General features: G+C 61.2%; 14 protein-coding genes. 3 read left to right on the top strand and 11 right to left on the bottom strand.

Annotation, left to right across the window (positions count from 1 at the left end):
- Positions 1–70: 70 nt before the first annotated feature.
- From AB4O22_RS08720 to AB4O22_RS08710, 3 genes are all read right to left on the bottom strand, one after another.
- Positions 71–508 (bottom strand): DUF3995 domain-containing protein, encoded by a 438-nt coding sequence (locus AB4O22_RS08720; protein WP_223470547.1) that lies wholly within the window; start codon positions 506–508, stop codon positions 71–73.
- A gap of 139 nt (positions 509–647) precedes the next feature.
- Positions 648–1,658, bottom strand: a complete 1,011-nt coding sequence (locus AB4O22_RS08715) for an ABC transporter substrate-binding protein (protein WP_460096139.1) — start codon at positions 1,656–1,658, stop codon at positions 648–650.
- Positions 1,659–1,845: 187 nt separating this feature from the next.
- Positions 1,846–2,295: a hypothetical protein gene (locus tag AB4O22_RS08710; RefSeq protein WP_003202850.1), complete on the bottom strand. Its 450-nt coding sequence runs from the start codon at positions 2,293–2,295 to the stop codon at positions 1,846–1,848.
- Between the two features lie 427 nt (positions 2,296–2,722).
- Here AB4O22_RS08710 and AB4O22_RS08705 point away from each other — a divergent pair, with 427 nt between their 5' ends.
- The 3 genes from AB4O22_RS08705 to AB4O22_RS08695 all read left to right on the top strand — a co-directional run bounded on the left by AB4O22_RS08705 (position 2,723) and on the right by AB4O22_RS08695 (position 3,645).
- A complete protein-coding gene (locus AB4O22_RS08705; RefSeq protein ID WP_411740652.1) occupies positions 2,723–2,959 on the top strand; it encodes a hypothetical protein in 237 nt (78 codons plus the stop codon).
- 131 nt (positions 2,960–3,090) lie between these two features.
- The gene (locus AB4O22_RS08700; RefSeq protein ID WP_003202853.1) at positions 3,091–3,321 is read left to right on the top strand and encodes a hypothetical protein; all 231 of its coding nucleotides are present in this window, start codon (positions 3,091–3,093) and stop codon (positions 3,319–3,321) included.
- 87 nt (positions 3,322–3,408) lie between these two features.
- Positions 3,409–3,645, top strand: coding sequence for a DUF2789 family protein (locus AB4O22_RS08695; RefSeq protein WP_003202855.1), 237 nt, complete (start codon positions 3,409–3,411; stop codon positions 3,643–3,645).
- Between the two features lie 133 nt (positions 3,646–3,778).
- On the opposite strand, the gene AB4O22_RS08690 is transcribed toward AB4O22_RS08695, so the two are convergent.
- The 8 genes from AB4O22_RS08690 to AB4O22_RS08655 form a co-directional block, all read right to left on the bottom strand.
- Positions 3,779–5,383 carry a methyl-accepting chemotaxis protein gene (locus AB4O22_RS08690; RefSeq protein WP_460096138.1) on the bottom strand — a complete coding sequence of 535 codons (1,605 nt, stop codon included), beginning with the start codon at positions 5,381–5,383 and terminating at the stop codon, positions 3,779–3,781.
- Positions 5,384–5,562: 179 nt separating this feature from the next.
- The gene (locus AB4O22_RS08685) at positions 5,563–5,967 is read right to left on the bottom strand and encodes a TraR/DksA family transcriptional regulator (RefSeq protein ID WP_003202859.1); all 405 of its coding nucleotides are present in this window, start codon (positions 5,965–5,967) and stop codon (positions 5,563–5,565) included.
- Between the two features lie 327 nt (positions 5,968–6,294).
- Positions 6,295–7,317 carry an ABC transporter permease gene (locus AB4O22_RS08680; RefSeq protein ID WP_003202861.1) on the bottom strand — a complete coding sequence of 341 codons (1,023 nt, stop codon included), beginning with the start codon at positions 7,315–7,317 and terminating at the stop codon, positions 6,295–6,297.
- Positions 7,318–7,351: 34 nt separating this feature from the next.
- Positions 7,352–8,905: a sugar ABC transporter ATP-binding protein gene (locus AB4O22_RS08675; protein WP_003202863.1), complete on the bottom strand. Its 1,554-nt coding sequence runs from the start codon at positions 8,903–8,905 to the stop codon at positions 7,352–7,354.
- Positions 8,906–8,982: 77 nt separating this feature from the next.
- On the bottom strand, positions 8,983–9,909 hold the full coding sequence (locus AB4O22_RS08670) for a sugar ABC transporter substrate-binding protein (protein ID WP_214512667.1): 927 nt from the start codon (positions 9,907–9,909) through the stop codon (positions 8,983–8,985).
- A 51-nt stretch (positions 9,910–9,960) separates the two neighbouring features.
- Positions 9,961–10,113 (bottom strand): hypothetical protein, encoded by a 153-nt coding sequence (locus tag AB4O22_RS08665; protein WP_460096137.1) that lies wholly within the window; start codon positions 10,111–10,113, stop codon positions 9,961–9,963.
- Positions 10,114–10,255: 142 nt separating this feature from the next.
- A complete protein-coding gene (locus tag AB4O22_RS08660) occupies positions 10,256–11,308 on the bottom strand; it encodes a Gfo/Idh/MocA family protein (protein WP_223472962.1) in 1,053 nt (350 codons plus the stop codon).
- A 266-nt stretch (positions 11,309–11,574) separates the two neighbouring features.
- Complete coding sequence (locus AB4O22_RS08655) at positions 11,575–12,585, bottom strand: bifunctional inositol 2-dehydrogenase/D-chiro-inositol 1-dehydrogenase (protein WP_003202870.1); 1,011 nt, start codon at positions 12,583–12,585, stop codon at positions 11,575–11,577.
- Positions 12,586–12,612 lie beyond the last annotated feature (27 nt).

Raw genomic sequence — 12,612 nt, 5'->3', positions numbered from 1 at the left:
CCAGAAGCGGAACGCGGAGCGTCCCTGGCGACGTTCCCACGCAGGAGCGTGGGAACAATCGATATGAAACTCAGGTCCACGCCACCGCCAGCAACCCGGCCCCAAGCACCACGCACAATGGCGAATAGACCCAGGTGTCGAGCCTGGCAAATGTCGAGTCCTTGACCTCCTTGAAGAAGCCCACCAGCTCCGACTCGCCAATGGCCCGGGCGAACATCAGCAAGGCAATCGCGCTGATCAGCCACTGCAACGCCCGATGGGTGACCGGCTGCGCCAGCAGGCCGACCCGCAGGCACACCAGCAGCGCCACCATCAGCAGTGCCAGGGCCACCAGCAAGGTCAGCCAGCCCGAGGGATCGAACGCCGGTCGCAACGCCTCCCCCTGCTTCACCGGCACCTGAGGCACCACTGCCTTGGTCGCCCACCGCCCACCCAGGGCCCAATACATATGAATCAAGCTGATGGTCGCAAACACTGCGACCAGCGACCGAGCCAATAAAAGCGTCATTCGCCAGCCTCCTGAAAAAGGTTGAACAATCATCCTAGCTTGAATTTGGCATTTCGCTGGACGGGCGTAGGTTGCCAGTTTCCAGCGAATGACTCATTGCCCAGGATCAAGAGTTCAACCTGCCGGCACGCGCGCTGCCCTACAGACCGGCGGAGACCTTGTCCGCCACCTCCTTGGGCAGCCAGGCCTGCCAGACCTGCGGATGCGCCTTGAGGAACGCCTCGGCGGCTTCGCGGGGCGGGGTGCGCTTCTCGCTCATGTCGGCCAGGGCCTTGTTCAACGGTTCGATGGGCAAATCGACCTTGCTGAAGAACTCGGCAATATCCGGGTATTGCTTCTGGAACGGGGCAGAGACGCCAATCGACAGTTTCGAGGCCAGTGAACGGGTGGGCTTCGGGTTGGGGTTATCGGCGTCGGTCAGGGTTTTCCAGGCCTCGGCATCGAACGGCGGCTCTTGCAACTGCACCAGCTTGAAGCGCCCGAGCAGTGGCGTGGGCGACCAGTAATAAAACAGGATCGGCTTGCCCCGGCGGATCGTCGAGCTGATTTCCGCATCCAGCGCCGCCCCCGAACCGCTGCGAAAATTCACGTAGCTGTCAGACAGGCCATACGCCTTGAGCTTCTGTTTGTTGACCACCTCGGAAGTCCAGCCAATGGGGCTATTGAGGAAGCGACCCTTGTCGGGGCTCTCCGGGTCCTTGAACACATGCTTGTAGCGCGTCAGGTCTTCGACGCTGCGCAGGTCCGGCGCCAGGGGCTTGATGCCCTTGGCCGGGTCGCCCTTGATGACGTACTCGGGCACCCACCAGCCTTCCGTCGCGCCTTTGACCGTATCGCCCAAGGCGACCACCTTGCCTTCGGCCTCGGCCTTGACCCACACCGGGCTGCGGCCGGCCCACTCCTCGCCGATCACCTGGATGTCGTTATTGGACAGGGCGGTTTCCAGGGTAATGGTGGTGCCCGGCAATGTGTCGGTCTGCAACCCGTAGCCTTTTTCGACGATGATCCGCAGGATATCGGTGATCAGGCTGCCACTTTCCCAGTTCAAGTCGGCAAAGTGGATCGGCGCTGTGGCGGCCGACGCCGGAAGGGGTGAAACCAACACCGCGAAGGTGGCCCAGGCAGCCAGCCACTGTCGAACTCGTTTCATGCTTTGCACCTCATGCCAGATACAGCAATAGCTGAACGGCCCTGCGTAACCGAACGCAAGCCCTGAATAGTTCAGTCAATTGACTGTAGCCGAGGTTCCAGCGAGATCTTGCGAAACTGTCAGCGGTTTGGGCGCACAGCCCCCCGCAAGCCCGATGCCTACGCGCTTTTCAGCGGTCCGGAAGCGATCACTCGCTGGCCTTGAAGGTCACCAGTTCGCCCTTGCGCCACTTGGCGGCCTTGGCGGTGACCGCCTTCAGGGTCTTGGTCAAGCCTTCTTGCAGTTGTTCGTTGGCCGCAAACACGGTCACCACGCTGTGGCCTTCCTTGAACAGGATTGCCTGACCACCGGGGGTCGTGACGAAGGCGTAATCGCCAAGGCCATAGACTGTCAGCTTGATTTCGCGAAAGCGGATTTCAAACTTGCCACCTTCGCGGCTGGGCAACACCGCTGCGCGAAAATGATCACCGACCTTGAGTTCGAGCCTGGGCTTGTCATCGACCACCAGGGCCGACTCGGTGTCGATTTCGGCGACATAAATACCTTCGGCGGTCTGCTCGGTGATGTAGACGAAACGTGACTGGAAGAGTTTGACCAGTTTTGCCCGCAGGTCACCAAGTACGAATAACGCATGCATGTCGAGATTACTTACTGCCAAGGAAACATCCCCATTTTTGAAAAAGGCCCGCCCTGCACAAAGGACGGACCACGAGAACCCGTGCCGACTGTAGTGTCGTAATGGACCTGTAATTGAAATTCGAAGTGAACGGCGCGCCCTGTCCCGGGCCGAGAGCAGACTAAAGGTTGCCGCTCTCGCCGTCTTTCCCGGGGGGTCGCCAGAGGCTGAAGGAAAAAGCCACTCTGAGCATCGGAAAAGATGGGACTACTAACTTTAGGGAAATTTCTCACTTAAAAAAGCATTTTTCTGACATCAAGCCCAAAAAAAATTGCTTTAGATAGGCGCAGCCGTCCACACGACACTGCCGATTCTAGAGCAGCCGAAGGCGTGGAGACTACTCGAAGTACTCGGCAATTCGTCGGTAAACCATAGAAAAGGAATTCACATGGCCACTTTCACAACCCTGCCCCACCCCTTCCCACCTTGCATCGTCGATACAGCTGACAGCTTCGACGGGGTCGATTGCCTGCCTATTTCGTTGATACAGCCGCGTTATCGGGTGGTTCTGGCCGGTAAGTGTTTTTTTCACATTGAGGAAACATCGACCGGACGTGTAAGAGGATTCCGAACCGATCATAACGAAGCCTGCTGCCTGGCCAGGCGTCTCGAACACAGCGCCTGAGCTCATCTATGCCCGTCCATGACTTAACTCAGCCGTCGACGGGCAACTGCTGCCATACTGCCCGCCCAGCGAAGCCGTCGCCCATCGACGGATCGCGCACCCATAGCATGACTTCGAGGAGAAGGCGCGACGTGACGGAATTTGATATCGGCGAATTTTTTATCCGGGGCGAAGCCAGAGAAGTCGAAGGCGAGTTCCAGGCCGTCATCGTTATGCGCGCCAAGCCACCCTTGACTACCGTCAGTTGCCACCAGGTCGAGAAGGATCGCTGGTTCAAGACTGCGGAGATCGCTGCCGAGGCTGCCAGGGAAGCCGCCAAGGCGTTGAAGGCCGCCGTGGATGAAGGGGCCCTGAAAGCCTGAGCCCGATCGAACTCCTGATGACCGCTTGCCTCAGATAAAGGGAAGCACCGAGGCGCCACGACGGTGCCCCGCCAAAAGGAGACTCCCATGGAACAACCTTCCCACGAACTCAAGACCCTGTTCGACCAACTGGGCCTGCCCTCCGACGACAAGGCCATCGACGATTTCATCATCGCCCACCCGCTGGCCCCGGAGATCAAGCTGGTGGAGGCCGATTTCTGGTCGGACCAGCAAAAAGACCTGCTCCGGGAATGGCTGCTCGCCGACGGCGAAGAGGCGGTGCTGGTGGATCAGTTGAACGTGCGTCTGCACGACGGCAAGTAGCCTCAAGAGCCACCACCGCTTTTTGTGGCGAGGGGGATTTACCTGTGGGAGCAAAGCTTGCTCGCGATGCAGACGACGCGGTTTTCCAGGGAACCGAGGCGCCTGCATCGCGAGCAAGCTTTGCTCCCACAGCCTAGCGCGGCTTCTCGGGTTTGTAGCCCAGGCGCAAACCACCCCAATGACGTCCCTTGAGCATGATCGGAACCGAGAGATCGTGCATCAACTCCCCCGTATCGCGGGTGTAGGTCTGGAGCAGTACAGGTTGCTGGTGGCTGCCGCAGCGGATCCCGGTGCGGTCGGAGAACTTGCGCTTGGTGCGGTTATTCAGCGTGTCCACCTGGGGATCGCCGGTCAGCGGCTGGCTGAAGACCTTGTTATGGGTCGGCACGTAGCCCTGCTGGGTGCAGGCAATCGCAAACACCAGGCCCTCATGCCGGGCAAGCAAGGGCTCCTGGATCGCTGGCAGTACCTGGTCGGTGTAACGGTCGAAACGGGTCTGGAATTTGGCTGGCTGGGTATTGGGTATCGGCTGGTAGTTACGGTCGAACAGGTCCTCCAGGCTGACACGGCCCTGGTCGATATCGGCTTCGAACTGCGCAGCGATCTGGCTCGCCCCTTCCCGCGCCAGGTCGTAGACCCGTTGGTGATAATCGTCGAGGCCCACCTCGGCCAGGCGTTCGCTGATGGTTTCGGCCTGACCTTCCATTTGCACGGCCGCCTCGGCCAGGCGCTGGGTCTGCTGGTCGCTGATGGACAGATCGCCGCGCATCTGCTCGATGGCGTGGAACAGGCTGTCGAGTTGTTCGCGATTGGTGTCGGTGCCTTCGGCGATGGCGCTGACCTGGGTTTCGACGCCGGCGGCGAGCCGGGCGATGTTTTCCAGATGCTGGCCGGTATGCTCAACCTGCTGCACGCCAATGTCCAGGTCAGCGGCCAGTTGACGAATCTGCTCCACCACCTGGGCGGTGCGCTGCTGGATGTCGGCCACCATCACCCCGACCTCGCCGGTCGCCGCAGCCGTGCGCCCGGCCAGGCCACGAACCTCATCGGCCACCACCGCGAACCCACGGCCATGCTCTCCGGCCCGCGCCGCCTCGATGGCCGCGTTCAGCGCCAGCAGGTTGGTCTGGCTGGCGATCGACTGGATCACCAGGCTGACCCGCTGGATTTCATCGCTGCGCACACTCAAGGCCTCGATCAACTCGCGGCTGTCGTTTGCGCGCTGGCTGAGCTGGTGCATGCGGCTGATGGACTCCACCAGCTCGCTGCGCCCGGCCAGGCTGCTGCGATGGGCCTCGCTGGCGGCGCTCAGGGCTTGCTGGCTGAGTTGCGAAGTGGCTTGCTCGGTGGCGATCATCGATTCGGCATTGCTGACGATCTGCGCCGCCGCGTCGAGTTGGGACTGGACCTTGCCGGCCAGTTGCTTGACCGAATAGGCGACACCGGCCGCTGACAGCGCGTTATGGCTGGTGGTGTAGGACAGGTCGCGGGTCAGCTCGGCCAGTGCGTCGGTCGCGAGTGCGGGCGCCGCGGCCACGCGCGAACGCAGGCGCGGCAACCAGACGATGAGCATGACCAGCGGCAGGCCCAGGTACAGCGACCAGCCGCCCAGGGCCATGCCGCACACCAGCAATGCCAGGGCGAGACTCTGCAAGGTCGGCGTCAGCCAGCGCGCCGTGCTTTTTGTCTCAGGTACCGAGGCCGGCACCGCACCCGTCAGCGTTCCGTCTGTCGCCATGTTCGTCACCCACATTCTCGTTGTTATAACCGCATTAAACGCCACTACAGAGCCATTATCCATGGTCCATTAGTCGCGTTCTTGCAGCAGATCAACGGGAGTAGACGAACGAGCACGGGCGAAAGCAAAAGATCGCGGCCTTCGTCAAAAGGTCGCGATCTTTTTTTGGAAAACCCGAATCAGGCCTGACGCTGGTGCTTGTCGATCTGTTCGTGACGTTCCTGGGCTTCGATGCAGTACTTGGTGGTCGGGCTGATCAGCAGGCGCTTGAGGCCGATCGGCTCGCCGCTGTCGTCGCACCAGCCGAAGCTGTCGTCGTTGATGCGGTCCAGGGCCTGCTCCAACTGAGGCAGCATGCGCTGGTCGCGATCGATGGCGTTGACCAGCCAGGTACGCTCTTCTTCTACGGAAGCAGCGTCCGCCGGGTCAGCCGGGGTGTCCAGGCTCTCAATGGCGATTCGGTTCTGTTCGATGCGCTCGTGGGTTTCGACTTTCATGTTCTGCAACAGCTTGGTGAAGAAAGCCAGCTGCTCGGCATTCATGTAGTCATCCGCCGGCATGGCCAGCAACTTTTCCTTTGTCATTGATATCTCTATAAAAAAACGTGCATTAAGGCGAATTATGGAGCGTCCCGCAGCGCAGCTGCCACGCTCATCAGGAAGGCGCCGCCGATTCCAAGCGCCACCCGGCACTCAATTTACGAGGGGCGGCAGTCTAAGGCCGAGTCGAGGCCTCAGCAACTGAAAACATAGGGAAAATGTCCGACAACCCCTTCAAATGTTCTCTGACAGGCTTTTGGCAGTCATCGGAGTGCGTTTATAACAAGAAATTCGGTGCAATAGCTGTATTCAGAAGACAAATGGCAACGCCACGCGGGTCAGGCGTGGCGCTTTGTCACAACTTCCCGGGGCTCAGCGTTTGAGTTTGCGCTTGTTGCGGTACTGGTCGATGACCACCGCCACCACGATGATCAGCCCTTTGATGATGTCCTGGATGTAGGCATCGACACCGACAAAGGTGAAACCGCTGGCCATCACCCCAAGGATCAGCGCCCCGATCACGGTGCCGGTGATGCGCCCCACCCCGCCCGCCAGGCTGGTGCCGCCGATCACGGCCGCGGCAATCGCGTCCAGTTCATAGGACATGCCCATGCCCGCCTGCCCCGTCGCCGCCCGCGCCGAGGCCACCACGCCGGCCAACCCCGCCAGCAACCCGGCAATGCTGTAGACGATCACCAGGTGGCGCTTGACGTTGATGCCTGATGTGCGCGCCGCCTGCATGTTGCCGCCGATGGCGTAGGTGTACTTGCCATACTTGGTGTAGCGCAGCGCGATGTGAAAGATCACCGCCACCACCAGGAAGATGATCACCGGCATCGCCCCATGCCCGATGGCGGTATAGGAATCGGACAGCATGCTCACCGGTTGGCCTTCGGTGTAGTAGCGCGCCAGGCCACGGGCCGAGACCATCATGCCGAGGGTGGCAATGAACGGCGGAATACCGGTAACGGCGATGATGCTGCCGTTGATTGCCCCGGCCAGCAGCCCTACGCCGAGCCCCGCCACCACCGGTATCCACACCGGCAAGTCCGTCAAGGAGGGAAACACCGCCCGGGCGAAGTCAGAAGTCTGGGCCAGACTGGCGGCAATCATCGCCGACAGCGCCAGCACCGAGCCGGACGACAGGTCGATACCGGTGGTGATGATCACCTGGGTCACGCCGATGGCCAGCAGGCCGATGATCGACACTTGCAGGATCATCAGCACCAGGCGCTGGGAGTTCATCAGGAAACTCTGGTCGCGCATGATCCAGCCGAACATTTCGAACACCAGGCCGATGCCGATCAGCACCAGGAAGATACTCAGTTCCGTCGGCAGTCGCCGGCGTGCCCTGGCCGGTGCGGCCGCGGGTTTGTTTTCCAGTATCGCGTTCATAACCATTCACCTTTTTTATCTGGACTGACGGGCATCAGGACAGGCCTGAAGCCAATTGCATGACTCGTTCCTGGGTCGCTTCGCTGCGGTCGAGGGTGCCCATCAGGTCGCCTTCGTGCATCACCATGACCCGGTCGCTCATGCCCAGTACTTCCGGCAGCTCCGAGGAAATCATGATCACCGCCATGCCTTCGCTGGCGAGGTAGGAAATCAGCCGGTAGATCTCGGCCTTGGCACCGACATCGATGCCACGGGTCGGCTCGTCGAGGATCAGGATGCGCGGGTTGGTCATCAGCCAGCGGGCCAGCAACGCTTTCTGCTGGTTGCCGCCAGACAAGGTGTCGATGCACTGTTCCAGCGACGGGGTCTTGACCCGCAGCTTCTTGCACATGTCCTCACACAAGGCGCGCAGGGCTTTCTGCTGGATGAAGCCGTTGCCCACGTAATGGGGCAGCACGGCCATCTCCATGTTTTCCAGCACCGACAGGCACGGGAACAGGCCACTGAGCTTGCGGTCCTCGGTCAACAGCGCGAAGCCTTTCTCGATGGCCATGTGCGGGTCGCTGATGCGCACCGGTTGGCCGTCCAGCAGGATTTCGCCGCCGGTACTCGGGGTCACGCCGAAAATCGCCTCGGCCACGTTGGTCCGGCCCGAGCCCATCAACCCGGCGATGCCCAGGATCTCCCCGGCATGCAGGTCGAAGGACACGCCTTTGAAGATGCCGTCCAGGCTCAAGTCGCGCACCGACAGCACCAAATCGCCGATGGGTTGCTCCCGTACCGGGAACAACTGGCTCAGTTCGCGCCCGACCATCATCGAAATCAGGCTGTCACCGTCCATGCTGTCGGCCCGTTGCAGGCCGATGTAGGCACCGTCGCGAAACACCGCCACTTCATCGGCGATGGCAAACACCTCGTTCATTTTGTGGGTAATGTAGATGATGCCCTTACCCTGAGACTTGAGGTCGGCAATGATCGAGAACAGGTGGGCGACTTCGGTCTCGGTAATGGCCGAGGTCGGCTCGTCCATGATCAGGATGTCGGAGTCGTAGGACACGGCCTTGGCAATCTCCACCATCTGCCGCTCGGCGATGCTCAGGTTGCCGACCTGCTCCTCGGGGTCGAGCTTGATACGCAGGCGCTCCAACAGGCGGGCGGTGCAGCGATGCATCTCGCCATGGTCGACCATGTGCAGGCCGTTGAGCTGCTCGCGACCGATCCAGATGTTTTCGGCGATGCTCATGTGGGGCATCAGGTTCAGTTCCTGATGGATCATCGCGATGCCGGCCTGCAAGGCCGCCAGCGGCGTGTCGAACGTCACCGGCTTGCCGCGCAGGCGCAGTTCGCCGGCGTCCGGCTGGTAGATACCGGCGATGATTTTCATCAAGGTGGATTTGCCCGCGCCATTCTCGCCCATCAGGGCCAGTACGGAACCGGGGCGTACCCGCAGTTGTACATCGGACAGGGCCACCACGCCGGGAAAGCCTTTGCTGACATTGACGACTTCCAGCAGATACGGTTCATCAGGTATTGCGTCCGGCCGGAAAGTCATCGCCGGGGCGCTCGAAGCAGTCGCTGAAGCGAACATGATCAGGTACTCCCTCGGCAAGGTCGGCGTTGCAACCTTGCCTGTTTATTGTTGTGGTGGGACCGGTACTTCAAACGTCACTTGAACTGATCGACGTTTTCCGGCGTGATCAGGCGGTACGGCACCCAGACGGACTGCTCGACCGGTTGTTTCTTGACCATTTTCACCGCCGTATCGATCGAGCCGTCGGCCTGACCCTTGGCGTCCTGGAACACCGAGACGGCCATCTCGCCCTTCTTGATCGCGTTCAAGCCGTCCGGCGTGCCATCGACCCCGGCAATCAATACGCTGCCCTTCTTGGTGCCCGCTTGCTTGAGGGCCATGGCGGCGCCGATGGCCATCTCGTCGTTGTTGGACACCACGGCCTGGAACTCGCGGCCCTGGGTCAGCCAGTCGTTGACCAGGGTCATGCCCTTGTCCCGGGACCAGGTACCGGTCTGTTCCTGCTCGATCTTGATGTTGGGGTATTTGGCCAGCACCTCCTTGACGCCCTTGGTGCGGTTGGCGGTGGAGTTGTTGGCCAGGTCGCCCAGCAGGATCACGATGTCGCCCTTGCCGCCCATCTTGTCGGCCAGGTATTGCATCTGCATGCGGCCGGCTTCCAGGTCATCGGAGGCCACGGTGACCACGCCTTCTGGCAACTTCGGATCATCCGGACGGCGGTTGACATAAACCAGTGGGATACCGGCGGCCACGGCGGCCTTGGTGATGCGCTGGGTCGCGGCGGTGTCCACCGGGTTGACGATGAGCGCGTCGACTTTCTGGCTGATGAAGCTTTCCACCTGGCTCAGTTGCTTGACCACGTCACTGCGCGCGTCTTCGAACTGCAGGGTGACGCCGTCCGGCAGGGACTTGGCTTTCTTGTCCATGGATTCGCGCAGGTAAGTCAACCAGGTGTCATCGAACTGGGACATGCTGACGCCGATCTTCAGGTCCGCCAGGGCAGCGCCGCTGGTGAGCATCAACGACAGAGCCAGCGAGGCGATACGGGTCTTGGTCTTCATGAACGGTCTTTCTCCACTTTTTTGTTGGTTTTATGGATAAGGCGTGACGGATCAGGAACGGGGCAAACGCACGATGGGCGCGCCGGGCATGCAACACACCACGGCGCCGTTACGCTGGATACACAGGGATTCGAACAGGGGGAGAACTGCGGACAGGCGCAGCAGATGTGGCAGGTGAAACGCAGAGCGGCTGAAGGTTTTCATCGACGGTACCTAGCTGTGTTTCTTGTTTTTGTTTCGTCTGGCATCCGTTCAAGGCTGGCTTGGCGGGAGACAGACAGGATTGTCGGTAACCTGGAATTGACTTTATTGGAAAATATTTTCCACATCAACTAATTTTAGAATTTTATTCGTTTTTTATTCCATGGCCGACAGGCGTCGATAAACGCACCACTTCGCCCTGCTCGGCACTCTGCCTGGCGGCATCAAGAATGCGCGTGGTCGCCAATGCATCACGGGCCTCCACCGGCAGCGGGCCAGCGCCCTGCAACGCGGTTTGCAGGTGTTGGTAGAACGCCAGCCAGCAGCCACGCTCCGAGGTCACCCGCTCGCGCTCGGTGCCGTGTTCGAACCAGCCCCAGCGCCGATGCTCTTCAGCGCCCCAGTGTTCACCCTCAGTCGCCGGGCTCAGGCCCGCCAGCGCCTGGGCTTCCTGGCCGTCCAGGCCTTCAACGGTATAGCAGCCCTGGGTGCCGTTGACCCGAAAGCGCGGGCGCGCTGCGTTTTGCACGCAATTGCCGCTCAAGTGGGAAATCACGCCGCTGGCATGGGTCAAGGACATGAAGAAGCCGTTGTCGAACACCTGGCCGGGCTGGCGGTAGTCCAGCTCGGCGTAGACCCGCTCCACCGGCCCGAACAGTTGCAGCGCCTGGTCCACCAGGTGGCTGCCCAAATCGCGCAGGAACCCGCCACCGCTGCCTTTGCCGACCGAGGCCGGCGAATAGCGCTCGACGCTGGATTCAAAACGAATGACCTGCCCCAGGGCGCCTGACGCCAGCAGTTTGCGCAAGGTCAGGAAATCCGAATCCCAGCGGCGGTTCTGGTACACGCTCAACGGCACGTTGTGTTGTTCGGCGGCCATCACCATCGCCTCGGCCTGTGCTGCATCCCAGGCAAAAGGCTTGTCGCTGACCACCGCCACGCCGAGTTCGATGGCTTGCATCACCACCTCCGGGCGACCGTCCAGCGGCGTGGACACCACCACCGCATCAACGCCCGCTGCGACCAATTCTTCGAGGGAGTCAAAGGCTTGGACGTGCGGATAATCACTCGCCAGTTGCTGGCGCCGCTCGGCAGACCGGGTCACCACGCCGACGAACGTAGCCCCGGGCAGGCTGCTGATCAGCGGCGCATGAAAAAACCGCCCGCCCTTGCCGTAGCCCACTAGTCCGATTCGCATGAAAACTCCTTAGATCACGGTTTGAATGCAGTCCCTGTGGGAGCTGAGCCTGCTCGCGAAGACGGCGGCACATTCAGCATCAATGCAAGCTGATCCACCGCCATCGCGAGCAAGCTCGGCTCCCACAATTTGACCGAGTACCTTCAGGGGAAACGCGGTCGACTGTGGGAGCGAGCTTGCTCGCGAAGGCGGCGGATCCTCCAGCAGTAATGTCGACTGACCCACCGCTATCGCGAGCAAGCTCGCTCCCACATTTTTGGACGGTGTTAGCCGTAGAAACGCGGGCGCTCGGGCAGTTCGACCTTGACGATCTGCCCACTCTGCTGCGCTTGGACACAGGCATCCGCCGCCACCGCTGCGGCAAAACCATCCCAGGCCGACGGCCCGCCCACCTGCCCGGCGCGCACGCCGTCGATGAAGGCCTGCAATTCGACGTCGTAGGCCGCGATGAAACGGTCCTTCCAGTCCATCAGGATCGCATTCGACAGTTTCGCGCCACTGCGCAATTGCACCTGGGACGGTTCAGGGAGCTTGGCGATGCCGGTCTCCCCCACCACTTCGCACTGGATGTCGTAGCCGTACTGGCAGTTGACGAACACTTCGACGTCGATGCGCGTGCCCCGGGCGGTTTCCAGCAGGACGATCTGCGGGTCGCGCAAATGGGCCAGGGCCTTGCTGGTCTTGCGCGGAAACACCACCTGCACCGACACGTAGTCATCGGCCAGCAGCCAGCGCAACACATCCAGCTCATGGATCAAGGTGTCGGTGATCGCCATGTCGGTCTTGTAGTTTTCGCCCACGCTCGGGTTGCGGTGGGCGCAATGCAGCATCAGCGGTTCGCCGATCTGGCCGCTGTCGATCACCGCCTTCAGCGCGCGATAACCTTCATCGTAAGGGCGCATGAAACCGACCTGCACCAGGCGCTTGCCGTGGGCGATTTCAGCCTCGACGATCTTGCGGCAGCCTTCGGCCGTGACGGCCAGGGGCTTTTCACAGAACACCGGTTTGCCCGCCGCAATCGCCGCCAGCACGAACTCTTCGTGGCTGGGGCCCCAGGAGGTGACGAGGATCGCCTCCACGTCCGGCGCCTTGATCAATGCATGACCGTCGGGGTAGACCTCGGCGGTCAGCTTGAGATCGGCAACGATCTTGGCCGCTTGTTGCAGGTTGATGTCGGTCACCGCCACCACCTGGCTGTTGAGCAAGGTCTGGCTGCAACGACGGATATGGTCCTGGCCGATGGCCCCGGTGCCGATGACGCCCAGCTTCAAAGACATGAAAAACTCCTTTCGTAGTGTTGGGGC

Source organism: Pseudomonas sp. S3_B11, from assembly GCF_054667715.1.
This window is presented reverse-complemented; position numbering and strand designations above follow the sequence as displayed.

Coding starts and splice junctions, on each gene's coding strand:
- AB4O22_RS08655 (WP_003202870.1), bottom strand. CDS start 12,585: ATGTCTTTGAAGCTGGGCGTCATCGGCACCGGGGCCATCGGCCAGGAC.
- AB4O22_RS08695 (WP_003202855.1), top strand. CDS start 3,409: ATGGAACAACCTTCCCACGAACTCAAGACCCTGTTCGACCAACTGGGC.
- AB4O22_RS08690 (WP_460096138.1), bottom strand. CDS start 5,383: ATGGCGACAGACGGAACGCTGACGGGTGCGGTGCCGGCCTCGGTACCT.
- AB4O22_RS08665 (WP_460096137.1), bottom strand. CDS start 10,113: ATGAAAACCTTCAGCCGCTCTGCGTTTCACCTGCCACATCTGCTGCGC.
- AB4O22_RS08680 (WP_003202861.1), bottom strand. CDS start 7,317: ATGAACGCGATACTGGAAAACAAACCCGCGGCCGCACCGGCCAGGGCA.
- AB4O22_RS08675 (WP_003202863.1), bottom strand. CDS start 8,905: ATGTTCGCTTCAGCGACTGCTTCGAGCGCCCCGGCGATGACTTTCCGG.
- AB4O22_RS08710 (WP_003202850.1), bottom strand. CDS start 2,295: ATGCATGCGTTATTCGTACTTGGTGACCTGCGGGCAAAACTGGTCAAA.
- AB4O22_RS08715 (WP_460096139.1), bottom strand. CDS start 1,658: ATGAAACGAGTTCGACAGTGGCTGGCTGCCTGGGCCACCTTCGCGGTG.
- AB4O22_RS08720 (WP_223470547.1), bottom strand. CDS start 508: ATGACGCTTTTATTGGCTCGGTCGCTGGTCGCAGTGTTTGCGACCATC.
- AB4O22_RS08685 (WP_003202859.1), bottom strand. CDS start 5,967: ATGACAAAGGAAAAGTTGCTGGCCATGCCGGCGGATGACTACATGAAT.
- AB4O22_RS08670 (WP_214512667.1), bottom strand. CDS start 9,909: ATGAAGACCAAGACCCGTATCGCCTCGCTGGCTCTGTCGTTGATGCTC.
- AB4O22_RS08705 (WP_411740652.1), top strand. CDS start 2,723: ATGGCCACTTTCACAACCCTGCCCCACCCCTTCCCACCTTGCATCGTC.
- AB4O22_RS08660 (WP_223472962.1), bottom strand. CDS start 11,308: ATGCGAATCGGACTAGTGGGCTACGGCAAGGGCGGGCGGTTTTTTCAT.